Source organism: Georgenia sp. AZ-5, from assembly GCF_043952095.1.
In the GTDB taxonomy this organism is placed as follows: domain Bacteria; phylum Actinomycetota; class Actinomycetes; order Actinomycetales; family Actinomycetaceae; genus Georgenia.
Genome location: NZ_JBINOU010000001.1, coordinates 1,165,820 through 1,187,173 on the forward strand (window position 1 = coordinate 1,165,820; position 21,354 = coordinate 1,187,173).

The 21,354-nt window shown below is 75.3% G+C and carries 22 protein-coding genes and 3 tRNA genes; 15 read left to right on the forward strand and 10 right to left on the reverse strand.

The annotated features are described in order from the left end of the window. The first annotated feature begins 12 nt into the window (after window positions 1–12). Entirely contained in the window at window positions 13–1,017 is a 1,005-nt protein-coding gene (locus tag ACF0H8_RS05525; protein WP_395287979.1) for a polyprenyl synthetase family protein, read from the forward strand. On the opposite strand, the gene rarD is transcribed toward ACF0H8_RS05525, so the two are convergent. Continuing rightward, window positions 965–1,969, reverse strand: a complete 1,005-nt coding sequence (rarD, locus tag ACF0H8_RS05530; protein WP_395287980.1) for an EamA family transporter RarD — start codon at window positions 1,967–1,969, stop codon at window positions 965–967. The genes ACF0H8_RS05525 and rarD overlap by 53 nt on opposite strands. A 229-nt stretch (window positions 1,970–2,198) precedes the next feature. Between rarD and ACF0H8_RS05535 the strand changes: the two genes are divergently transcribed. Together ACF0H8_RS05535 and htpX are read left to right on the forward strand one after the other, a co-directional pair. Next, on the forward strand, window positions 2,199–3,596 hold the full coding sequence (locus ACF0H8_RS05535) for an FAD-dependent oxidoreductase (RefSeq protein WP_395287981.1): 1,398 nt from the start codon (window positions 2,199–2,201) through the stop codon (window positions 3,594–3,596). Window positions 3,597–3,676: 80 nt separating this feature from the next. Further along, window positions 3,677–4,540: a zinc metalloprotease HtpX gene (gene htpX, locus ACF0H8_RS05540; protein ID WP_395287982.1), complete on the forward strand. Its 864-nt coding sequence runs from the start codon at window positions 3,677–3,679 to the stop codon at window positions 4,538–4,540. A 37-nt stretch (window positions 4,541–4,577) separates the two neighbouring features. Here htpX and ACF0H8_RS05545 read toward each other — a convergent pair whose 3' ends face one another. The 3 genes from ACF0H8_RS05545 to ACF0H8_RS05555 all read right to left on the reverse strand — a co-directional run bounded on the left by ACF0H8_RS05545 (window position 4,578) and on the right by ACF0H8_RS05555 (window position 6,280). Further along, on the reverse strand, window positions 4,578–5,222 hold the full coding sequence (locus ACF0H8_RS05545) for an OmpA family protein (RefSeq protein ID WP_395287983.1): 645 nt from the start codon (window positions 5,220–5,222) through the stop codon (window positions 4,578–4,580). Window positions 5,223–5,323: 101 nt separating this feature from the next. Then, complete coding sequence (locus ACF0H8_RS05550; RefSeq protein WP_395287984.1) at window positions 5,324–5,458, reverse strand: hypothetical protein; 135 nt, start codon at window positions 5,456–5,458, stop codon at window positions 5,324–5,326. Window positions 5,459–5,782: 324 nt separating this feature from the next. Next, window positions 5,783–6,280 (reverse strand): YajQ family cyclic di-GMP-binding protein, encoded by a 498-nt coding sequence (locus tag ACF0H8_RS05555; protein ID WP_395287985.1) that lies wholly within the window; start codon window positions 6,278–6,280, stop codon window positions 5,783–5,785. 126 nt (window positions 6,281–6,406) lie between these two features. On the opposite strand from ACF0H8_RS05555, the gene ACF0H8_RS05560 reads away from it, so the two are divergent. Beyond that, window positions 6,407–6,488, forward strand: a tRNA-Tyr gene (locus tag ACF0H8_RS05560). A gap of 184 nt (window positions 6,489–6,672) precedes the next feature. Here ACF0H8_RS05560 and ACF0H8_RS05565 read toward each other — a convergent pair. After that, entirely contained in the window at window positions 6,673–8,526 is a 1,854-nt protein-coding gene (locus tag ACF0H8_RS05565; RefSeq protein ID WP_395287986.1) for an HNH endonuclease signature motif containing protein, read from the reverse strand. A gap of 514 nt (window positions 8,527–9,040) precedes the next feature. On the opposite strand from ACF0H8_RS05565, the gene ACF0H8_RS05570 reads away from it, so the two are divergent. The 7 genes from ACF0H8_RS05570 (at window position 9,041) to ACF0H8_RS05600 (ending at window position 12,927) form a co-directional block, all read left to right on the forward strand. Then, window positions 9,041–9,113, forward strand: a tRNA-Thr gene (locus ACF0H8_RS05570). Window positions 9,114–9,179: 66 nt separating this feature from the next. Continuing rightward, window positions 9,180–9,256 (forward strand) — tRNA-Met (locus tag ACF0H8_RS05575). 63 nt (window positions 9,257–9,319) lie between these two features. Beyond that, a complete protein-coding gene (gene rpmG, locus ACF0H8_RS05580) occupies window positions 9,320–9,490 on the forward strand; it encodes a 50S ribosomal protein L33 (protein ID WP_395287987.1) in 171 nt (56 codons plus the stop codon). Between the two features lie 32 nt (window positions 9,491–9,522). Next, complete coding sequence (locus ACF0H8_RS05585; RefSeq protein ID WP_395287988.1) at window positions 9,523–9,996, forward strand: MaoC family dehydratase N-terminal domain-containing protein; 474 nt, start codon at window positions 9,523–9,525, stop codon at window positions 9,994–9,996. Beyond that, window positions 9,993–10,457, forward strand: a complete 465-nt coding sequence (locus ACF0H8_RS05590) for a MaoC/PaaZ C-terminal domain-containing protein (RefSeq protein ID WP_395287989.1) — start codon at window positions 9,993–9,995, stop codon at window positions 10,455–10,457. Before ACF0H8_RS05585 ends, ACF0H8_RS05590 begins: the two co-directional genes overlap by 4 nt. A 19-nt stretch (window positions 10,458–10,476) precedes the next feature. Continuing rightward, window positions 10,477–11,730 (forward strand): MFS transporter, encoded by a 1,254-nt coding sequence (locus tag ACF0H8_RS05595; protein WP_395287990.1) that lies wholly within the window; start codon window positions 10,477–10,479, stop codon window positions 11,728–11,730. A gap of 9 nt (window positions 11,731–11,739) precedes the next feature. Further along, window positions 11,740–12,927 (forward strand): UDP-N-acetylmuramate dehydrogenase, encoded by a 1,188-nt coding sequence (locus ACF0H8_RS05600; RefSeq protein ID WP_395287991.1) that lies wholly within the window; start codon window positions 11,740–11,742, stop codon window positions 12,925–12,927. Between the two features lie 4 nt (window positions 12,928–12,931). Here the strand turns inward: ACF0H8_RS05600 and ACF0H8_RS05605 are convergent, their stop codons facing one another. From ACF0H8_RS05605 to ACF0H8_RS05615, 3 genes are read right to left on the reverse strand one after another with little or no spacing between them, the layout of a single operon-like run. After that, window positions 12,932–13,642 (reverse strand): esterase/lipase family protein, encoded by a 711-nt coding sequence (locus tag ACF0H8_RS05605; RefSeq protein WP_395287992.1) that lies wholly within the window; start codon window positions 13,640–13,642, stop codon window positions 12,932–12,934. Then, window positions 13,639–14,568, reverse strand: a complete 930-nt coding sequence (locus ACF0H8_RS05610) for an alpha/beta fold hydrolase (protein ID WP_395287993.1) — start codon at window positions 14,566–14,568, stop codon at window positions 13,639–13,641. The genes ACF0H8_RS05605 and ACF0H8_RS05610 overlap by 4 nt, the downstream gene beginning before the upstream one ends. Continuing rightward, window positions 14,565–15,599, reverse strand: a complete 1,035-nt coding sequence (locus tag ACF0H8_RS05615; protein WP_395287994.1) for an adenosine deaminase — start codon at window positions 15,597–15,599, stop codon at window positions 14,565–14,567. The genes ACF0H8_RS05610 and ACF0H8_RS05615 overlap by 4 nt, the downstream gene beginning before the upstream one ends. 98 nt (window positions 15,600–15,697) lie before the next feature. Here ACF0H8_RS05615 and ACF0H8_RS05620 point away from each other — a divergent pair, with 98 nt between their 5' ends. After that, entirely contained in the window at window positions 15,698–16,975 is a 1,278-nt protein-coding gene (locus tag ACF0H8_RS05620) for a phosphotransferase family protein (protein ID WP_395287995.1), read from the forward strand. 50 nt (window positions 16,976–17,025) lie between these two features. Here ACF0H8_RS05620 and ACF0H8_RS05625 read toward each other — a convergent pair whose 3' ends face one another. Further along, window positions 17,026–17,172, reverse strand: a complete 147-nt coding sequence (locus ACF0H8_RS05625) for a hypothetical protein (RefSeq protein ID WP_395287996.1) — start codon at window positions 17,170–17,172, stop codon at window positions 17,026–17,028. A gap of 138 nt (window positions 17,173–17,310) precedes the next feature. Here ACF0H8_RS05625 and ACF0H8_RS05630 point away from each other — a divergent pair, with 138 nt between their 5' ends. Together ACF0H8_RS05630 and ACF0H8_RS05635 are read left to right on the forward strand one after the other, a co-directional pair. After that, window positions 17,311–18,168, forward strand: a complete 858-nt coding sequence (locus tag ACF0H8_RS05630) for a ketopantoate reductase family protein (RefSeq protein WP_395287997.1) — start codon at window positions 17,311–17,313, stop codon at window positions 18,166–18,168. 305 nt (window positions 18,169–18,473) lie between these two features. Then, window positions 18,474–19,874, forward strand: coding sequence for an alanine/glycine:cation symporter family protein (locus ACF0H8_RS05635; protein ID WP_395290817.1), 1,401 nt, complete (start codon window positions 18,474–18,476; stop codon window positions 19,872–19,874). 29 nt (window positions 19,875–19,903) lie between these two features. Here ACF0H8_RS05635 and ACF0H8_RS05640 read toward each other — a convergent pair whose 3' ends face one another. After that, window positions 19,904–20,905: a sensor histidine kinase gene (locus tag ACF0H8_RS05640; RefSeq protein ID WP_395287998.1), complete on the reverse strand. Its 1,002-nt coding sequence runs from the start codon at window positions 20,903–20,905 to the stop codon at window positions 19,904–19,906. Between the two features lie 79 nt (window positions 20,906–20,984). Here ACF0H8_RS05640 and ACF0H8_RS05645 point away from each other — a divergent pair, with 79 nt between their 5' ends. Then, window positions 20,985–21,299, forward strand: coding sequence for a hypothetical protein (locus ACF0H8_RS05645; RefSeq protein ID WP_395287999.1), 315 nt, complete (start codon window positions 20,985–20,987; stop codon window positions 21,297–21,299). The last annotated feature ends 55 nt before the right edge of the window (window positions 21,300–21,354 follow it).

Sequence of the window (21,354 nt, forward strand, 5' to 3'; positions counted from 1 at the left end):
ACCGTTCCTCTCGTGACTACCTCCATCCTCCCCCTGGGCGACCACGACCTCGAGGAGCGGCTGCTGCCGCGGCTCGCCGAGGTCGAGGAGCGCCTGCGCGGTGCCGTGGTCGGCGCCGACGAGCTCGTGGACGCCCCGGCGGCGCACCTCGCCGCCGCCGGCGGCAAGCGGCTGCGGCCCCTGCTGACCCTCCTGGCCGCGGAGCTGGGGGAGGGCACGAACGAGGCGGTGCTCACGGCCGGCGTGGCCGTCGAGCTGACGCACCTCGCGACGCTGTACCACGACGACGTCATGGACTCCGCGCCGATGCGGCGCGGCGCGCCCGCGGCGCACGAGGTGTGGGGCAACTCGGTCGCGATCCTCACGGGGGACCTGCTGTTCGCGCGCGCCTCGCAGATGATCGCCCGGCTGGGCCCCGAGGCCGTGCGGGTGCACGCGGAGACGTTCGAGCGGCTGTGCCTGGGGCAGCTGCACGAGACGCTCGGCCCGGCCGACGGCGAGGAGCCGGTGGCGCACTACATCCGGGTGCTCGCGGACAAGACCGGCTCCCTCATCGCCGCCGCCGCCCGCTACGGCGCGACGTTCTCCGGGGCAGGTGCCGACGTGGCCGAGATCCTCACTCGCTACGGCGAGAAGGTCGGCGTGGCCTTCCAGCTCGCCGATGACGTGATCGACCTGTCCTCGGACGCCGCCACCACCGGCAAGACCCCGGGCACGGACCTGCGCGAGGGCGTGGACACCATGCCGGTGCTGCTGCTGCGCCGGCGCGCCGCGGCCGGCACGCTGGACGCCGCGGGCGTGGCGCTGCTGGACCGGCTCGGCTCGGACCTGGGCTCGGACGAGGCGCTGACGGCGATCGTCGCCGACCTCCGCGGGCACGACGTCGTCGCCGAGGCGCGCGACCTCGCCGCCCGCTGGGCCGAGGACGCCGTCGCCGAGCTCGCCCCGCTGCCGGCGGGGGACGTCAAGGACGCGCTCGGCGCGTTCGCCGGGCTGCTGGTCGACCGGCTGGCGTAGCCGGTCGCGGGCGGTGCCGCCAGCCGTCGAGCGTGAGCACGGCGATGGCCAGCCACACCAGCGCGAACCCGGCCCACCGCTCCGGCGGCATGGGCTCGCGGAACAGGAGCACGCCGACCAGGAGCTGCAGCACCGGGGTGAGGTACTGCAGCATGCCGATGACGCTCAGCGGCAGCCGGCGCGCGGCGGCGCCGAACAGCAGCAGCGGGACGGCGGTCAGCGGCCCGGACACCGCCAGCAGCAGCATGTGGGAGAGGCGGTCGTCGCCGCCGGCGCCGAAGGTGCCGGCGCCCGACTGGGCGAGCCACAGCAGGTACCCCAGCGCGAGGGGGAACAGAGCCGTCGTCTCCACGGCGAGCCCCGGCAGCGCGCCCACGGTGCGGCCGACCCGGTTCTTCGCCAGCCCGTAGAGGCCGAAGGAGACCGCGAGCGCCAGGGCGATCCACGGCAGCTCGCCGTAGCCGACGGCGATGACGATCACCGCCAGGGCGCCGATCCCCGTCGCCACCCACTGCAGCGGGCGCAGCCGCTCGCCCAGCACGGCGACGGCGAGCAGCACCGTGACGAGCGGGTTGATGAAGTAGCCCAGGGCGGCGTCGACGGTGTGACCGGAGTTGACGCCGTAGACGTAGACCAGCCAGTTGGTGGCCACGAGCACCGCGGCCAGGGCCAGCTGCGCGACGGCGCGGGGCCGGCGTAGCACGTCCGCGAAGCCGCGCAGCGCACGGGTGACCAGCAGCGCGAGGAGGCAGAAGCCGAGGCTCCACACGGCCCGGTGCGCCACGATCTCGACCGCGCTCGCCGGCTCGAGCAGGCGGAAGTACAGCGGGAAGGCGCCCCACAGCAGGTAGCAGGCCAGGCCGAGCGCCAGGCCCAGCCGGTCGGCCTCGGAGGTGCCGGCCGGCGCCGGCCGCTCGCCGGTGACTGGGCCGGGGGAGGGAGGAACGGTCACCGGCCCACTCTGGCACCAGCCGAGCCCCGCGGGGTACCGACCGGCCGACAGCGCGTGGCCCGGCGCGCGTCGCCGCCCGCCCGACGGCGGGCGGGCGTGCTCCGGCGGCCGTGAGGCTGCTCACCGGCTGGCCCCCTGGCCAGGGCCCTAGACTGGACGCTGGATTTTCCAGGTCGGCCGCGCCCCGGCGCGCCGCGCGGCCGAAGACACGCAAACCGAAGAGGTATCTGTGAGCAGCTCCCGCCCGCTGAGCGTGGCACTGGTCGGTGCCGGTCCCGCCGGCATCTACGCCGCCGACATCCTGTCCAAGTCCGGGCTGGAGGTGAGCATCGACCTGTTCGAGCGGCTGCCCGCCCCCTTCGGGCTGGTGCGCTACGGCGTCGCGCCCGACCACCCGCGCATCAAGCAGATCATCGTCGCGCTCTACAAGATCCTCCAGCGCGGGGACATCCGGCTCATCGGCAACGTCGAGGTGGGCACGGACGTCACCCTGGAGCAGCTGCAGCAGCACTACGACGCCGTCATCTTCTCCACCGGCTCCGACCGGGACGCCCCGCTGAACGTTCCCGGCATCGACCTGCCGGGCAGCTTCGGCGCGGCCGACTTCGTCTCCTGGTACGACGGGCACCCCGACGTGCCCCGCACCTGGCCGCTGGAGGCGCGGGAGATCGCCGTCGTCGGCGTGGGCAACGTGGCGCTGGACGTCGCACGCATGCTGGCCAAGCACGTCGACGACCTCATGGTCACGGAGATCCCGGACAACGTCGCCGCGGGGCTGCGCGAGAACCCGGTGACCGACGTGCACGTCTTCGGCCGCCGCGGCCCGGCGCAGGTGAAGTTCACCCCGCTGGAGCTGCGGGAGCTGGGCAAGGTGCCGGACGTGGACGTCATCGTCTACGACGAGGACTTCGAGTTCGACGAGGGCTCGGAGGAGGCCATCCGTTCCTCCAACCAGACCAAGCAGGTCGTCAAGACCCTCATGGACTGGACCCTGAAGGAGGAGGCCGACCGCACCGCCTCCCGCCGCATCCACCTGCACTTCCTGCACCGCCCCGTCGAGATCCTCGGCGACGGCCGGGTGGAGGCCATCCGGACCGAGCGCACCGAGCTGACCGGCGACGGGTCCGTCCGCGGCACCGGGCAGTTCGTCGACACCCCGGTCCAGGCCGTGTACCGGGCGGTGGGGTACTTCGGCTCGCCCGTGCCCGGGCTGCCTTTCGACGAGCGTGCCGGCGTCATCCCCAACACCGAGGGCCGCGTGCTGGGCGAGGACGGGGAGTACCTGCCCGGCGTCTACGCCACCGGCTGGATCAAGCGCGGGCCGGTCGGGCTGATCGGCTCCACCAAGTCCGACGCGCAGCAGACCATCGCCCACCTGGTCGAGGACGCGCAGGCCGGGCTGTTGCACGCGCGCGGCTCGGACGTCGGCCACGACGCCATGCTCGCCGCGCTGGAGGCCGCCGGGGTGCGGTACACCACCTGGGAGGGCTGGGAGCTCCTGGACGCCTTCGAGCGGGCGCTGGGGGAGAGGTACGACGGCATCGAGCGCGAGCGGGTCAAGGTCGTCCAGCGTGAGACCATGACGGCGATCTCCCGCGGCGAGGAGCACGACGGCCGCCTCCTGTAGAGGGAACCGGTCCGCGCCTGTCCGCGTTCACCTGGTAACGGCCGGCGCACGCCGCCAGGACCAGGAGGAGCAGAGCCAAGATGACCGACCGGCACCACAACGGGCTGAAGACCACGCTGCTCTTCGCGGTGATGTGGGCGCTTCTGCTGGCCATCGGCGGCCTCCTCGCCTCCGGGACCGGCAGCTCGTCGTTCATCTGGATCTTCGCCGGGCTCGGGCTGCTCTCGACGTTCTACAGCTACTGGAACTCCGACAAGCTGGCGCTGCGGGCGATGGCGGCGCGCCCGGTGAGCGAGGCGGAGGCGCCGATCCTCTACGCCATGGTGCGCGAGCTGGCCACGTCCGCCCGGCAGCCGATGCCCCGCATGTACATCTCGCCGACGGCGCAGCCCAACGCCTTCGCCACCGGTCGCAACCCGCAGAACGCCGCGGTGTGCGTGACGGAGGGCATCCTGCGGATGCTGGAGCCGCGCGAGCTGCGCGCGGTCCTCGGGCACGAGCTCATGCACGTGTACAACCGCGACATCCTCACCTCCTCGGTGGCGGCCGCCTTCGCGGGCCTGATCACCTCGGTGGCGCAGTTCATGGTGTTCTTCGGCGGCAACCGGGAGCGCGGGGGCAACCCGCTCGCGATGCTCGCGACGGCGCTGCTCGCCCCGATCGCCGCGTCGCTGATCCAGATGGCGATCTCCCGCACCCGGGAGTTCGACGCCGACGAGGACGGCGCCCAGCTCTCCGGCGACCCGCTCGCGCTGGCCTCGGCGCTGCGCAAGCTGGACAGCGGCACCGCTGCCCGCCCGCTGCAGCCCTCCCAGCGCATGGAGAACGTGAGCCACATGATGATCGCCAACCCGTTCCGGGGCGGCGGGATGTCGAGGCTGTTCTCGACGCACCCGCCGATGCAGGAGCGGATCGCGCGGCTGGAGCGCATGGCGGGCTACTGACAGGGTCCCCGCGGGACCCTAGCGAGGGTCCGGGCGGTCACTCGACCGGCACCTCGGTGATGCGCCACGGGTTCCCGCCCACGACCGTGCCGGCCCCGCCGACCTCGACGGCGTCGTTGAGCATGAGGTCGGCGAGCGGGCGGCGGCTCGTCTCGTCGTCGGCGTCCGTGCCGTGCGGCGCAGGGCCGCCACCGTCACACGGACCTCGCCCTCGGCGGCGACGAGCACGACCCTTCTGCACCCTCGCCGACCGGTCCCTGCGGCAGGGGCGCCCCGGCGGCCGCGTCCGGCATCGCGGCGGCGGGGTCGTCACCGGGCGCGAACACGAGCTCGACCCGGCGGTTGAGCGCCCGAACCTCTGCGGAGGTGCCCCCGGCCGTGGGGTCGGACTCGCCCCGGCCCTCGACGGTGACATCGAAGGAGGCAGGTCGACCAGCTCGCCGAGGCGCTGGGCCACCGCCTGATCGCGACGCTGCGAGAGGTCGAGGTTGTGCTCGTCGGTGTCGACGTCGTCCGTGTGGCCGACGACGGTGAGCGCGCCGCCGTCGGCGCCCGCGAGCTGGGAGGCGGCGGCCGCGCGGGCTGCGTCGGCGTCGGGGGAGAGGTCGGCGGAGTCGACGGCGAAGAGCACGTCGGTGGCGATGCCGACCGTCCCTTGCGCCTCCGTCTCGCGGGCCCGCACGTCGCCGCCGGCGAGCTCCCGGTAGGACTCGAGCGGGTGGACCGGTGCGGTCAGATCCGCCGGGGTCGCCTCGATGGCCGCGGCGACCTCGGCGGCGTCCTTCAGGGCACGGCCGGCGCGATCGGGCCGGGGGCAGGAGCCTCGTCGACGACCGGCACGCCGGTGACCAGCCCCAGGTGGGGGAGGACGGCGGTCGCCTCTCCTGCCGGCGTGGCGAAGGCGGCGTGGAAGGACACCGGCTCTCCGGCGGGCTCCAGCTCGAACGCCCCGCCTCGACCGCCCGGTCACCGTCAGCGTCGTGCGCCGTCGGCGACACGGTCCCGGCGGCGGCGTCCACCAGGCGGATCCCGTCGGGCGCGACCCGGCCGATGGCGTCGCGGGCAAGGGCTGCGGCTCATGCTCCCGGGCCCCGCGAGCGACCCCGGCCCCCGGCCGCGGCCCCGGCCCCGGGCGCGGCTGGGACCGGCCCCGCCCCGGCCACGGCCCGAGGCCGGCCCCCAGGCCTGGCACCTGTCCCGTAGGCCTGCCGGTCAGCCGCGCCTGCGGGTAGGAAGGAGAGGTCAGCGGTAGTTGACGAACTGCAGGGCGGCGTCGATGTCGTCCGCGCCCTTGAGCAGGGCGATGACCTGCTGGAGCTCGTCGCGGCTCTTGGACGTCACCCGCACCTCGTCGCCGGTGATCTGCGTCTTGACGCCCTTGGGTCCCTCGTCGCGCACCCGCTTGGTGATCTTCTTGGCGACCTCCTGGCTCAGCCCCTCCTTGATGTTGCCGACCAGGCGGTACTCCTTGCCAGAGGCCTTCGGCTCCCCGTCACCGGTGTCGAGGGACTTCAGCGAGATGCCCCTCTTGATGAGCTTGGACTGCAGGACGTCGAGAACAGCCTTGACCCGCTCGGGAGAGTTCGCGGTCATGGTGATCACCTCGCCGGCGAGAGTGACCGAGGCACCGACGTTCTTGAAGTCGTAGCGCTGCGCGATCTCCTTCGCGGCCTGATTGACGGCGTTGTCCACCTCCTGGTGGTCCACCTTGCTGACGATGTCGAACGAAGAGTCGGCCACGGGTTCTCCTTACGGTCGGATTGGGCGGGCGCGCGAGAGGCTGCCTGTGACGATCGTCGCGACAGGCCGGTTCACGAGCACCCCGGAGTTGTTGCTATCGTTCCATCTGCACCTTCCGGGGAGCGAGGCGAGTTGCCCGAGCGGCCAAAGGGAGCTGACTGTAAATCAGCCGCGGAATGCTTCGCAGGTTCGAATCCTGCACTCGCCACTGACCGGCCCATCACCTGCACGAGCGGTGATGGGCCGTTGTCGTACCTAGGGCGAGCGCTCGCGCCGCGACGGTGAGGAGGCCGGTTCGTCAAGATCGCACGCAGGTGCGCGTTGGCGGGTGCTGGGGTCGGCGACCGATCCGACTGTGGGCCCCCGAATCCGGCTGTGGCCGTGCCCACCGGTCAGAAGGGTGGGGGGTCGTCGGGGTGGTCGAGGTTGGTGATGGTGCCCCCCGGGTTGCGGCGGTAGCGGTGGCCGGAGGGGGTGGTGAAGTCGAAGACGCCGGGGCGGGGCTGGGTGACCTTGAGGGCGCCGAGGGTCTTGAGGAGGTGGTCGCGGGCGCAGAGGTGGCCGAGGTTGTGGTGGGCGGTGGTGCCGCCGTGGGCCCAGGGCGTGGTGTGGTCGAGCTGGCAGGCGTGGGCGGGCACGGAGCAGGTGGGGTTGACGCAGGTGCGGTCGCGGGCCTGGAGGTGGCGGACGAGGTCGGCGGGTGGGCGGTAGGTGGTGCGGCCGACGTCCAGGACGGCGCCGGTGAGCGGGTCGGTGACCAGGCGGCGCCAGGTGCCGCCGGCGGCCAGGGCGCGGGCGACGTCGGGGGTGATGGGGCCGTAGCCGGCGAGCTCGGCGACGTCGTCGTCGGGCTGGTCGAAGAGGTCGGCGGGGTCGCCCGGCGGTGCGGCGCCCGGCGGGGCGGCGCCGGGCGGGGCGGCGCCGGGGACGCTGTCGCCGGATCCGGGGACGGTCGGGGGGCCGGGTGGTGGCATGGCGACCGAGAGCGGGACGGTGACCCGGATCTGGGCGTGCGTGGCGGACAGGCGCATGGCGGGCGGGAGGGGGATGCCGGCCGGGGTTCCCGGGGGGCCGGCGGGGCACGGCGCCGTCCGGCGTGCCTGCCGGCGCAAGAGCGCGGCCCGCCGGGCGGCGCGCCCGCGGTGCCCCGGCTCGGGTGACCGGGCCGGGTGCCCGCGGCGGCGGGCCGGGTGCCCGCGGCGGGCCGGGTGCCCGGGGCGTGGGGCCCGGGCGGCGGGGCCGGGGCCGGGGGGACCCGCCGGGGTCGTGGCGGGCGGGGTGCCGGCCCAGCCGGTGGTCAGGGCGTGGGCGGCGAGGGTGGCCAGGGTGTCGAAGCGCAGCTGGTCCAGGGTGCGGGGGTCGCCGTCGGCCTTCGCGGCGCGGGCGCCGGCCTCGGCGGCCAGGTCCAGGGCGATGAGGTCGGGGGCGGGGCCGACCAGGCGCATGGCGGCCTGCCCGTCGGGCAGCGGGCGCAGGCGCTCGGCGCGGCGGGCGGCGCGGGCGGCACCGGCGCGGGCGGCGCCGGCGTGGGCGTCGGCCGCGAGCAGGGCCCGGGTCAGGTCCCGCAGCAGCTGGGGCTGGGTGCGCAGGGCCGCGCCGGGCAGGACCGCGGCCTGCACCGCCCAGGCGGTCGGGCCGGCGTGGCCGTGCAGGGTGGTCACGATGGTGTGGGCCTTGCGCGCGTCGATCCACCCGCTCTCCAGCGCCTCGGTGGTGGGGGCGAGCGCCCCGCCGAAGGCCCGGCCCAGCGCGATGGTGCGCCGGGCCTCGGCGCAGGTGACGCCCAGGCGCAGGGCGATCTCCTCCGCGGCGGCGCTGACCGTGCGGGCCCGCCCGGTGGGCAGCACCTGGGTGGCGGTCATCGCCGGGCGGGCGGCCACCGCGGCGGCGGTGCGGGCGGTGCGGGCCGCGGCCCAGGACTCCAGGCGCTTGTAGCCGGCCAGGACCTCCACCGCGACGTAGTCGTCCACCGCGCCCAGGTCGACGCCCTCCAGGACCCGGGCCAGCTCCGGGCCCGGGGCCAGCTCGCGCAGCGCCGCCACCGCGGCCCGGTCCGCCCCGGGTGGGCCGTCGACGTGGAAGAACACCGCCACGTCCCGCGCCAGCGGCGCGACGTCCCGCTCGACCAGCTCGCTGCTGCGGGCATTGCCCGGATGCACCCGGCAGCACCCCAGCGTGCAGTGCAGGCACGCCCCCGCGGCGTCCGCGTCCCCGCCCCGGGCCTCGCCGTCCGCCTCCCTCGACATGCGTAGAACATATGTTCGACCACCGACATTCGAGCGCGAGCGTGTGTGAGTACGAGCGCGCGTCGAGGGCGGCCTGTGGTGTTCTGCCCGTCGGGGGTGTGTGGGTGTGTGGGTGTGTGGGTGTGTGGGTGTGTGCGGTTGGGTATGTGGTGCGGAGTGCGCGGGCACGGGGGCCGAACTCGGACGGCGTCGCGGCGCGAACGGGAACCTCATTCCGCGTGCGGGGCCGCTGTGCGTGAGGCGTCCGGCGGGGCGAGGCGTCTCGTGGCCACGCTCGAGGATGGCGAGGATGGCGAGGTTGGCGCCGTCGTCGCCCCCCGCCGGGCGTGTCTGGCGAGGTCGTGCGCCGGGCTCGAGCCGGCGCTTGCCGGTGGCCGGGTGCGTTCCGCCCTCCGCCGGGGTGCGATCCGGGCGCGTTTCCGGGCGTCCCCGACCGGTGTGAGTGGACTCACGCACCTGCCGGCCCATCCGGATTTCACGTTCGGCCGCGGCGGCATGTAGGCTCGTTCGCGCTGCCCCGATAGCTCAGTCGGCAGAGCGTCTCCATGGTAAGGAGAAGGTCAAGGGTTCGATTCCCTTTCGGGGCTCTGGTCTACGGACCGCCACCACCATCCACGCGCAGCGGGTAAAGTGGTGCGGTCCGCTAGGTCCGAGGCGGGGTAGCTCAGTTGGTGAGAGCGCACGACTCATAATCGTGAGGTCGCGGGTTCGAGCCCCGCCCCCGCTACCAGGAATGAACCAGACGATGCAGCCGGGAATGGCCGCTCGCACGATCGATACGTGAGGAACAGCCGTGGCCAGCAAGTCCACCGACATCCGCCCGAAGATCACCCTCGCGTGCGAGGTGTGCAAGGAGCGCAACTACATCACCAAGAAGAACCGTCGGAACAACCCCGACCGGCTCGAGCTGGCGAAGTACTGCCCGCGCTGCAACGCCAAGACCACGCACCGCGAGACCCGCTGACCCTCCCGGTCCGCCCTGGATAGTCTGGGGCGATGACCGAGAGCAGCAACCGCCCCACCGGCGTCGACCAGACGCTCGTGGGGCGCACTTATGCCCCCACGGAGACCTACGAGGTCTCCCGCGTGAAGATCGCCGAGATGGCACGCGCCACCGGCGCCACGCACCCCGCGCACTACGACCCCGACGCGGCCTGGGCGCTCGGCTACGAGGACGTCGTCGCACCGCCCACCTTCGCCGTGGTCGTCGCCCAGCGCGCCGAGCAGGCCTACGTGGCCAGCCCCGAGTCGGGCATCGACTTCTCCCGCGTGGTCCACGCCGAGGAGCGTTTCACCCACCACCGCCCCATCGTCGCGGGCGACCGCCTGCGCACCGCTGTGCACGTGGACAAGATCGTCGAGCGCGGCGGGATCACCCTGGTCACCACGCGCGCCGAGATCGCCGACGAGACCGAGGCCCCGGTCTCCACCGTCGTCTCCGTCCTGGCCGTGCGGGGGGAGGACCGATGAGCGACCACGAGACCACCGCGGAGACGACCGACCGTCCCTCGCGCCCGGTCCTCACCGAGCTCGAGCCGGGCCGGGAGCTGTTCTCCCGGACCTTCGCGGTCGACCGCGACCTGCTGGTGCGCTACGCGGGCGCCAGCGGCGACTTCAACCCCATTCACTACAACGACCGCTTCGCCCGCGAGGTGGGCCTGCCCGGCGTCATCGCCCACGGCATGGCCACCATGGGGCTCGCCGCCACCGCGGTCGTGGACTGGGCCGGCGACCCGGGCGCCGTCGTCGACTACGGCGTGCGCTTCACCCGGCCGGTGGAGGTCCCCGACCCCGGCCACGCGGAGGTGAGCGTGGTCGGCACGGTGGCCGCCGTCGACCTCGCCTCCTCCACCGTGCGGCTGAGCCTGGCCGTGACCTGCGCCGGGGTGAGCGTGCTCGCCAAGGCGCAGGCGGTGGTCCGGCTCGGGTGACGGCTCGGGTGACGGCGGCGTGACGACGCCCGGCCCCGGCGTGACGGGCACCGCCGAGGGCCGCGTGGCAACTCGTGCGGCGTGGGCCACGTTCGTGGTGTTCGCCCTGAACGGGCTGGTGTTCGCCAATTGGGCCTCCCGGCTGCCGGCGGTGCGCGACGCGCTCGGCCTCAGCCCGGCCCAGCTGGGGGTGCTGCTGCTCGTCGGCTCGCTCGGCTCGGTCGTCGCGCTGCCGCTGACCGGGGCCCTCGTCCAGCGCGTAGGGACGGCCCGCGCCGTGGTCGGCGCCGCCACCGTGAACGTGGCGGCCTTCGCGCTCGTCGCCCTCGCCGTCGGGGCGGGGGAGGCGGCCTGGCTCGCCCCGGCCCTATTCGTGGCGCAGATGGGCATCGCCGGGTGGGACGTCGCCATGAACCTCGAGGGCGGCGCCGTCGAGCGGACCCTCGGGCGGTCGATCATGCCCCGCTTCCACGCCGGCTTCTCCCTCGGCACGGTCCTCGGTGCCGGCTTGGGCGCGCTGGCGGCGTGGGCGGAAGTCTCCGTGACCGCTCACCTCATCTCGGTGTACGCGGTGATCTGGGTGGCCCTCCTCGTGAGCCTGCGCTGGTTCCTGCCCGACGACGCCGCCGCGCACCCGCGCCCCGACGGCCACGCCGACCGCCGCGCGCGCCTGCGGCACGCGTTCGGCGCCTGGCGCGAGCCGCGCACGCTGCTCATCGGCGTCGTCGTCCTGGCCGCCGCGCTGACCGAGGGCGCCGCGAACGACTGGCTGGCGCTGGCCGTCGTGGACGGCTTCGCGCAGCCCGACGCGGTGGGCGCCATCTTCTTCGGGATCTTCGTGGCGGCGATGACCGCGGTGCGGCTGGTCGGCACGGAGCTGCTGGACCGCTACGGCCGCGTCACGGTGCTGCGCCTGTGCACCGCGGTCGCCGGCGTCGGCCTGCTGCTGTTCACCCTCTCCCCGGGCCTGCCCGGCGCCCTGGTGGGCGCCGTGCTGTGGGGCGCCGGGGCGGCGCTGGGCTTCCCGGTGGGCATGTCCGCCGCGAGCGACGACCCGCTGCACGCGGCGCCGCGCGTCTCGGTGGTCTCCTCCATCGGCTATACCGCCTTCCTCGCCGGGCCGCCGCTGCTCGGCCTCCTCGCCGAGCACGTCGGGTACCGCGCGGCCCTGCTCGCGATCGTGGTGCCGCTGCTGGCCGGGCTGCTGGTCGTGCCCGCCACCCGGCCGCCCGGGGCCAAGATCACAGGGCGGCCCGGCACCGGACGCCCGTAACCTGGGAAGGTGACAGCCACCCCGTCCTCCGCCGTGACCTCGCTCGCCGCCCCGACGGGCGCGCCGTTCGCCGGCGCCACGCCCACCCTCGCCGAGCTGACCACGCTGCGGGTGGGCGGGCCGGTGGCCTCCTACGTCGAGGCGTCCAGCGAGGCCGAGCTGGTCGACGCCGTGCGCGCCGCCGACGAGGAGGGCACCGAGGTCCTCGTGCTCGGCGGCGGGTCGAACCTCCTGGCCGCGGACGAGCCGTTCCCCGGCCTGGTGGTGCGCGACGCGCGCCGGTCCATCGAGGGGACCGCGGACAGCAGCTGCGCCGGGGCCGCCCTGACCGTCCCCGCCGGCCAGCCGTGGGACGAGGTCGTCGCCACCGCCGTGGAGCACGGCTGGATGGGCCTCGAGGCGCTCTCGGGCATCCCCGGCTCCACCGGTGCCACGCCCGTGCAGAACGTGGGCGCCTACGGCCAGGAGGTGGCCGAGACGCTCTCGTCGGTGCGGGTGTACGACCGGCTCGAGCGCCGCACCCGCATGCTCGCCGTGGGCGAGCTGGGGCTGGGCTACCGCACCAGCGTCCTCAAGCGCTCCCTCACCGATCCCGCCGCCGGGGGCGGGCGGACCTGGGGCCCGACCCCCCGGTACGTCGTCCTCGAGGTCTCCTTCCAGCTGCGGCTGGCCACCCTCTCGGCGCCCGTGCGCTACCCCGAGCTCGCCCGCACGCTGGGCGTCGCGGTCGGGGCCCGGGTGCCCGCCGGGGACGTGCGCGCGGCCGTGCTCGAGCTGCGCCGCGGCAAGGGCATGGTGCTCGACGGCGGCGACCACGACACGTGGTCCGCCGGCTCCTTTTTCACCAACCCGATCATGCCCGTCGAGGAGGCCGACCGGCTGCTGCCCGCCGAGGCCCCGCGCTACGCCGTGAGCGACCACACCCGCATCGGGCAGATCGGCGCGGCCGCCCCCGTGGTGGAGGGCGTGGTCAAGACGTCGGCGGCGTGGCTGATCTCCCACGCCGGCTTCGAGAAGGGCTTCGGGCTGGGCGCGCCCGCGAGCCTGTCCACCAAGCACTCCCTCGCCGTGACCAACCGGGGCGGGGCGACGGCGGCGGACCTGCTCGCCCTGGCGCGCGCGGTCCGCGACGGCGTGCGGGACGCCCTCGGCATCGAGCTCGTCCCCGAGCCGGTGCTCCTCGGCGCCACCCTCTGACGGCTCAGCGCGGCGCCAGCTCCGCGACCGCGCGCGCGACCTCCGCGAGGGCCTGCGGGTCCGCGAGCACCCGGAAGTGCCCGGAGGCGGCGACCTCTACGTTGCGGCGCGCCCCCGGCAGCCGTGAGCCGCCGGGGATGTGCGGGTCCCAGGCCGGCACGAGCGCGACGATCCGGTCGTCCACGTCCCGCTCGCGGGCGAGCGCGAGCAGGCCGCGGTCGCGTGGTGACAGCCGGCGCACCGGGGACCAGGGCGGGAAGAAGGCGGCGTAGGACGAGCCCGCCCAGGGCGTCGCGACGGCGACCATGCCGGCCACCCGGGCTCCGCCGTCGCCGCGCATCAGCGCCTTGCCGATGAGCCCGCCCTTGGAGTGGGCCACGACCACCACCCCGCTCAGGTCGGCCTGCTCCAGGTACGCGGCCGCCCGGGCGGCGCCGTCGGTGACGTCGCGCCAGTTCAGCCCGAGCGTGCTGACCACGTGCACGCGGTGCCCGGCGGCGCGCAGGTGCGTGGCCACGGGCTCCAGGAAGCGCCACGACTCGTAGATACCCGGGAGCAGCAGCACCGGCGCGCGCGCGGAGGCGCCGCCCTCCAGCCGGAACGCCTCCGGGCGGGAGCGGCGCAGCCAGCCGGCGCCGGCGCGGGCCAGCCCCCGCGCGGCGAAGGCGTAGTCCGCCGCCCACGCCGGGAGGGAGAATCCCGGCTCCCGCCTCACCGCGCCGCCCCGGCCCGTCCCTGCGTGCCCACGGGGGCGGGCGCCGGCGCGTCGGCGGGCGGCCGGGCGAGGGCGACGGCGGCCGCGGCCACCTCGGCCGGACGGCTGTACATGACAGCGTGCGCCCCGCCGGGCACGGTCCGCGCCGTTCGGGGCGGGCCTCCCGCACGGGTGGGCACCGCCGCCAGCGACTCCACCCACGACGCCGGGGCGACGGCGTCGTTGTCGCCGCGCAGCAGCGTGACCGCGCCGGCGACGTGCGCGAGCCGGTCCTCGATCCGGTAGCGCATCATCTCGGGCAGCACCGCCAGGTACCACGGCGCCCCCGCCCGCACGTACGAGGCGGCGACGGCGACGCTGACGCGGACGGGCTCGTGCGCCGTCGTCCGCGCGAAGCGCAGCAGCTGCGCGGCCACGCTGCGGGCGGAGGCGTCCACCACCGGCCCGACGAGCACCGCACGGGAGTAGCCGGCGTGGCCGGCCAGGAGCTCGACCGCGACCTGGGTGCCCATGGAGTGGCCCACGAGCACCGGGTCCCGCACGCCCCCGGCGCGCAGCACGCCGTCGACCACCGCGGCGAAGTCGGGCACGGACAGCCGGCGGGGCGGGTCCGGCAGGCCGGCGAACCCGGGGAGGTCGAGCACGTGCACGACGCCGTGCCGGGACAGCTCCTCCGCGAGCGGCCGGAAGTACCGCCCGGAGGCGCCGATCCCGTGCAGGAGCAAGAAGGCCGGGGCGGGGGCGCCCGGGAGGCCGTGGGGCAGCGCCGGGTCCACCGGGGCGGTGCCGACGCGGTGCAGCCGCACCCAGACGCCGTCGCGGTGGAGGAGCGAGCTGGTGACCCGCCGGCCCAGCGAGCGGCCGAGCATGCCCTGCAGGGTGACGGGCCGCAGCCGCCGGCGGCCCGGCCCCCGCGCGCCGGTCATGCCACGGGCACGACGTCGGCGGCCAGCCACGCGTCGACGTCGGCGAGCATCGCGCGCTTGGAGGCCTCGGAGGCCAGCGACGCCCGGATCGAGCTGCGGGCCAGCTCGGCGAGGGCGGCGTCGTCGAGCCCGTGGGCCTCGCGCGCGATGCGGTACTGGTCCACCAGGCGGGAGAGGAACAGCAGCGGGTCGTCGGCGCCGAGGGCCACCTGCGCGCCGGCGTCGAGCAGCTGCGGCACGGGTACGTCCCGGGCGTCGTGGTAGACCCCGAGCGAGACGTTCGAGGCCGGGCAGACCTCGAGCGCGATGCCGGCGTCGACGATCCGCGCCAGCAGGTCAGGGTCCTCGGCGGAGCGGACGCCGTGGCCGAGGCGCGCCGGCTTCAGGTGGGCCAGGACGTCGCGCACGTGCTCGGGGCCGAGCAGCTCCCCGCCGTGGGGCACGCCCGCGAGGCCCGCGTGGCGGGCGATGCGGAACGCCGGCGCCCAGTCCGCGGTGCTGCCGCGCCGCTCGTCGTTGCTCAGCCCGAAGCCGATCACCTGGCCCGGCCCGTCGCCGGCGTGCTTGGCGGCCAGGCGGGCGAGGGCCCGGGCGTCGAGCGGGTGGCGGGTCCGCGAGGCGGCGACGATCACGCCGACCTCCACGCCCGTGGCCGCCCAGGCGGCGCGGGCCTCGTCCAGGACGATCTCCAGCGCCGGGGTGATGCCGCCGACGAACGGGGCGTAGGAGGTGGGGTCCACCTGGAGCTCCAGGCGGCGGGACCCCTCCGCGGCGTCGTCCTCCGCCGCCTCCCGGACGATGCGGCGCATGGCCGCCTCGGAGCGGACCACCGCCCGCGCGGCGTCGTAGCTGCGCTGGAACCGGAACCAGCCGCGCTGGTCGGCGGGCACGTGCAGGGGGTCGGCGTCCAGCAGGTGCTCGGGGAGCTTGATGCCCTGCTCCCGCGCGAGCTCGGCCAGCGTGGAGGTGCGCATGGACCCCGTGAAGTGCAGGTGGAGATGTGCCTTCGGGAGGCTGGCCAGGTCACGCATCTTGACGAGTGTGCCACCTGCGCCGCTGTGGACGCAGGCGCAGCCCGCGGGATCGTGTCCGCCGCCGGGCGGCGGCACGGGCGTGGTGAACTTGTCCCATGAGCGTCCCCGCCGCTGCCCGTCACGAGCCGGCCGACGTCGCCCTGCTCACGGGCCCGGAGGCGGGCACCATGCTCGCCGGCGCGCTCGGCGCGGAGGGCGGGAGCCTCGTGGACTGGCACGTGCACACGGTGCACCACCGCCCCGGCGCGGGCGTGACGGTCGGGTACACGGCCACGGTGGAGCGGCGGGCGCCCGACGGCGACGGCCGGGTGCGCACGGAGGAGTACCTGTGCGCGACGACGGCGCGGCTGAGCCACGGCGCCGGGCCCGGGCTGGTGCGCCTCGAGCAGGAGGGCGGGGGCCCCGCCGTGCACCTGTGGCGCCACCCGGCCGACCCAGAGCTGCCGGCCCTGCCGGTCGCGTGCGACGCCGCCGCCCTGAGCCGGCGGCTCGGCGCCCCCGTCACGGTCGAGCTCCTCGCCTACCGGCCGACCCGCCGGGCGGTCCTGCGCGTGCGGCGCGCCGAGGAGCCGGCGGTCGCCGCGTACCTCAAGGTCGTGCGGCCCTCGGGGGCGCACGTCTTCGTCGACCGGCACCGGATGCTCGCCTCCGCCGGGGTGCCCGCCCCGCAGGTGCTGCGCGCGGACGACGACGGCCTGGTGCTGCTCGCCGAGGGGCAGGGCACGCCGCTGGCGAACCTGCTCGCCCGCGGGCTCGGGCGCACGGCGCCCAGCGTGCTGACGGCGCTGCTGCGGACCCTCGACACGCTGCCGGCCGCGGCGCTCGACCTGCCGCGCCGGCCCGCCTGGTCGGAGCGGGCCCAGCACTACGCGCACGCCGCCGCCACGGTGCTGCCCCAGCACGCCGCCCGCGCCCGGGCGCTCGCGGACGGCATCGACGAGCTCCTGGCGGTCTCCGACCCCGGACCCGTCGTGCCCACCCACGGAGACTTCTACGAGGCCAACGTGCTCATGGACCCCCAGGAAGGCGTCCATTCGGTGACCGCGCTGCTCGACGTCGACGCCGTCGGGCCGGGGCACCGGGCCGACGACCTGGCGTGCCTGCTCGGGCACATCAGCGTCCTGCCGCACCTGGCCCCGAGCACCTACCCGCACGTGCCGGACGTGCTCGAGCAGTGGACCCGCGCCTGCGAGCAGCTCGTCGATCCCGTGACCCTGCACGCCCGGTGCGCCGGGGTGGTGCTGTCCCTCGTGGCGGGTGCCCGGCGGTCCGACGGCGGTCAGTGGCGCGCCGACGCCGAGGGCCGCCTCGCCCGCGCCGAGGGATGGCTCGCGCGCGGGCGGGAGCTGCTCGCCCAGCGCGGCCCGCACTGACCGACCGGCGCGGAGCATGAGAGCTCCCTCATGATGCCCTCCTCGTCCTCTCACGACGAGCCGAGAGAGTTGTCCCAGCGGGCCGGAGCGGCCCGCGTGGACGAGGAGGAAGTCACGAGCAGGAAGTTCTGGGCCATCGCCGGCTCGCTGGGCGTCGTCGGGGCCATGGGCGGCATGACCGCGGCCGTCGCGGACACCCCGCACCGTCGCCGTCCGCGGACTGACGGCTGCGGCGCGGGGAGCGGCCGCAGCCGTCGCCTCACGCGCTGCCGTCGCCTCTCGCTGCTCTCGGCGTTCGATAGCCTCGGTCCGCCGTCGCGTCGGGAGGAGCCGGGATGATCGCCGTCGTCGGACCAGGGGCCGTGGGCGGGCTGCTCGCCGCGCTGCTGCACCGGGCGGGGGAGGACGTCGTCGCCGTCGCCCGCCCGGGGACGGCCGAGCGGCTCGCCGCGGACGGGATCGTCGTGCGCTCCGAGCACTTCGGCGACCTCACGGCGCACGTGCCGGTCGCGACCGCGGTGCCCGAGGGCGCCGCCGTCGTCCTGGCCGTGAAGGCCCCGGGGCTGGACGACGTCCTGCCCGGCGTCGTCGCGGCCCGGCCCACCGAGGTCGTCGCGCTGCTCAACGGCACCGGGCACGCCGCGGCGCTGCACGCCACCGGCCTGCGGGCCTCCTGCGCCGCCATCCAGGTGGAGTCGGCCCGCGAGGACGGCGTCATCGTCCACCGCGGCGGCTACTGCGTCGTGACCGTCCCCGACGACGCGGCCGGGTGGCAGGTGCCCGCCGCCCTGGCCCGCGCGGGCGTGACGGTGCGCCAGGGCGGCTCCGAGACCGAGGTGCTGTGGCGCAAGTACGGCTTCCTGGCCCCCACCGCCCTGCTGACGAGCTGGACCGACCTGCCCGTCGGGGCGGCGCTCGAGCGCGAGCCCGCCACCGCCGACGCCCTGGCCCGCGAGGTCGCCGCGGTGGCGACCGCCGACGGTGCCCCCACCGACGCCGCGCAGGTCGCGGCGGCCCTGCGCCGGCTGCCGGCGACGCTGCGGTCGTCCCTGCAGCTTGACCTGCTCCGCGGCGGCCCGAACGAGCTCGAGGCCATCGGCGGGAACCTGGTCGAGCTCGGGCGCCGGCACGGCGTCCCCACGCCGGCCGCGGAGCGGGTGGTCGAGGACCTCCGGCGGCGCGCGGGGCCCTGAGGCCCGGTGCCTGCCGGCCCGGTCAGCGTGTGACGTCGACTAGCCGGTACCCCATGCCCCGCACGGTGACGATGGGGTCCGGGTCAGTCTCGCACCGAACCCGGGGTCGGGGTCCCGGAGCGGTCCCCGTCGCGGCTGCCGGGCGCCGCAGGCGTCGGGGCCGCCGCAGGATGATGCGGCGACATGCCGTGGCGCGTGTACCGGCCCGTCGGCTCGCTCGGTATCCTCGCCCGATCCCGGGCGCGTGGCACAGGCCACAGCGTCCGCCGAACGGGGAGGGAGAAACCGTGGAGCAGATCGCGCGCATGCTGGCGGACGCCGGCTCGGTGGTGTGGGGACCGTTCGTCCTCATCCCGCTGCTGCTGGGGACTGGCCTGTACCTCACCGTCCGGCTGGGCGGCCTGCAGTTCCGCAAGCTCGGCCCGGCGCTCCGCCTGGCGCTGGTCCAGCGCGCGGACGAGGGCGCCGACGGCGACATCTCGCACTACCAGGCGCTCACCACGGCGCTGGCCGCCACCGTGGGCGTGGGCAACATCGCCGGTGTGGCGACGGCGATCCACGTCGGTGGTCCGGGTGCCCTGTTCTGGATGTGGGTCACCGGCCTCCTCGGGATGGCGTCGAAGTACTCCGAGGCGTTCATGGGCGTGCGCTTCCGCACCACCGACGCACGCGGGGAGAAGTCCGGCGGCCCGCAGTACTACCTCGCCCGTGCCATCCCGAACCGGCTCGGGCTCGTGCTCAGCGTGCTGTTCGCCGTCTTCGCCGTGCTCGCAAGCTTCGGCATCGGCAACATGACGCAGTCGAATACGGTGGCGACATCAGTCGAGGGCTCCTTCGGCGTGCCCACCTGGGCGACCGGTCTGGTGTTGACGGTGTTCGTCGGGGCGGTGCTCATCGGCGGGATTCGGTCCATCGGCAGGGTCACCGCCGGGTTCGTGCCGATGATGATCGTGTTCTACGTCCTCGGGTCTCTCGTGGTGCTGCTGCTGAACGTCGGCGACATCCCCGCCGCGCTCGTCCTGATCCTCACCGACGCCTTCACCGGGACGGCGGCCGCCGGAGGCTTCCTCGGGTCCACCTTCATCCTCGCCCTGCAGTTCGGCGTGGCCCGCGGGATCTTCTCCAACGAGTCCGGCATGGGCTCCGCGGCGATCGCGGCCGCCGCCGCGAAGACGCGCCACCCGGTGCGCCAGGGGCTGGTCTCGATGACGCAGACCTTCATCGACACCTTGATCGTGGTGTCGATGACCGGGCTCGTCATCATCACCACGGGCGCGTGGGACAGCGGCATCGAGGGCGCCGGCATGACCGCGGAGGCCTTCAACGAGGGCCTGCCCGGCGGGTGGGGCCACTACCTGGTGACCATCGCCGTGGTCTTCTTCGCCTTCTCCACGGTGCTGGGCTGGGCGTACTACGGCGAGCGCTGCGTGGAGCGGCTCGTCGGGATCAGAGGTGTCGCGCCGTACCGGGCGGTGTTCACCCTCGTCGTGCTCCTGGGTGCGACGACCCAGCTCGACGTCGTGTGGAGCTTCTCGGACGTGATGAACGGGCTGATGGCGATCCCGAACCTGGTCGGGCTGCTGTTGTGCTCCGGGCTGATCGCGCGCGAGACGCGGTCCTACCTCGCGCTCGATCCTGACCTGCGCCACGAGCCGGCTATGCACACCCTGGACGGGCCGGTGGCGGTGGAGCGCGGCAGACCCTGACCCCGCCCCGGGCGCCGGGCCGGTCCCGCCTACTCCTCCGCGCCGACGGGCTCCGCGGGCACTGTCTCGGCGACGGCGCCCCCGGCCGGCAGGTCGAGGGTGAACGTCGAGCCGGCGCCCGGCCGGGAGTCCAGGCGCACCTCGCCGCCGTGGGCGCCGGCGATGGCCGCGACGATGGCCAGCCCCAGGCCGGCGCCCTCGCTCCCCCCGCCCCGCGCGAAGCGCTCGAAGATCCGCTCCTGGTCCTCCGGCGCGACGCCGACGCCCTCGTCGCGCACCCACAGCAGGAGCCGCCCGCCGCGCAGGGCCGAGCCGAGCGCGATGGTCGAGCCGGGCGCGGAGAACTTCACCGCGTTGGCGGCGAGCCGGAGCAGCGCCTGCGTGAGCCGCTGGGCGTCCACGTCGACGTGGGCCTCGAGCCGCGCGTCCACGAGCCAGCGCCGGTCGCCGAGCGTGCGGGCCTGGTCCAGGACGTTGTCGGTCAGCTCGCCGACGGAGGTCGGGGAGCGGCGCACGAAGTCCGGCTGCTCGGCCTTGGCGAGCAGGACCAGGTCGTCGGCCAGCCGGTGCATGCGGTCGAGCTCGCTCAACGCCAGCTCGCGGGTGGCGGCGGCGTCGTCCGGGTCGGTGGGGTCCATGAGCTCCAGGTGCCCGCGCACGATCGTGATCGGCGTGCGCAGCTCGTGCCCCGCGTCGTCGAGCAGCCGCCGCTGGGAGGTGAAGGCGTCCTCGAGCCGGGAGAGCATGGCGTTCACGGTGCGGGTGAGGTCGGAGAGGTCGTCGTCGCCGCGGACCTCGATGCGGCGGGACAGGTCCGTGTCGGTGATGGCCTCGGCCGTCTCCCGCAGCTGCCGCACTGGGGCGAGCAGCCGCCCGGCCAGCGCCCACGCGAGAAGGGTCAGGACGACGAGCGCGCCGACGCACAGCGGCGCGTAGGAACGGAACGTCTCGTCGACGGCGGCGAGCTCGGCCGTGCGGTCGAAGGCGACGACGAGCGCGCCGCCGCCCCCGCCCGTCACGGTCACCGGCATCACGGCGTAGCGGGTACTCCGACGTGGCCGTCTCCGCCGAGCCGATCCGGCCCCGTCCCTCCGCGACGACGTGACTGAGGTGGGCGACGAGCTCGGCGTCGCCGTTGATGTCCAGGCCCGTTGGCAGCACCAGCTCCAGGCTCGTGCCCACGAACCCGGCCATGCCCTCGTGCTCGGCCGGGACCTCCCGCTGCATGCCGGCGAAGAGCAGGCCCGCGACGTCCGCGAACCGCGCGCCCGTGGCCGGGTCCACCGCCTGCGCGGCGAACGTGGAGAACTCCTCCACCGTGCGCCGCAGGCTCGCGTCCATGCTCGCGTCCACCCGGTCGCGCTGGAACAGCCAGGCGGCGCCGCCGGCCACGGTCAGGGTGAACGCGGTCAGCGCCACGACTGAGACGGTGATGAGAAACGCGTGAGGCCGCCCCGAGGGGCGGCCTCACGGCGGATGG

Coding starts and splice junctions, on each gene's coding strand:
- htpX (WP_395287982.1), top strand. CDS start 3,677: ATGACCGACCGGCACCACAACGGGCTGAAGACCACGCTGCTCTTCGCG.
- ACF0H8_RS05565 (WP_395287986.1), bottom strand. CDS start 8,526: ATGTCGAGGGAGGCGGACGGCGAGGCCCGGGGCGGGGACGCGGACGCC.
- ACF0H8_RS05585 (WP_395287988.1), top strand. CDS start 9,523: ATGACCGAGAGCAGCAACCGCCCCACCGGCGTCGACCAGACGCTCGTG.
- ACF0H8_RS05590 (WP_395287989.1), top strand. CDS start 9,993: ATGAGCGACCACGAGACCACCGCGGAGACGACCGACCGTCCCTCGCGC.
- ACF0H8_RS05610 (WP_395287993.1), bottom strand. CDS start 14,568: ATGACCGGCGCGCGGGGGCCGGGCCGCCGGCGGCTGCGGCCCGTCACC.
- ACF0H8_RS05615 (WP_395287994.1), bottom strand. CDS start 15,599: ATGCGTGACCTGGCCAGCCTCCCGAAGGCACATCTCCACCTGCACTTC.
- ACF0H8_RS05620 (WP_395287995.1), top strand. CDS start 15,698: ATGAGCGTCCCCGCCGCTGCCCGTCACGAGCCGGCCGACGTCGCCCTG.
- ACF0H8_RS05630 (WP_395287997.1), top strand. CDS start 17,311: ATGATCGCCGTCGTCGGACCAGGGGCCGTGGGCGGGCTGCTCGCCGCG.
- ACF0H8_RS05635 (WP_395290817.1), top strand. CDS start 18,474: ATGCTGGCGGACGCCGGCTCGGTGGTGTGGGGACCGTTCGTCCTCATC.
- ACF0H8_RS05640 (WP_395287998.1), bottom strand. CDS start 20,905: ATGCCGGTGACCGTGACGGGCGGGGGCGGCGGCGCGCTCGTCGTCGCC.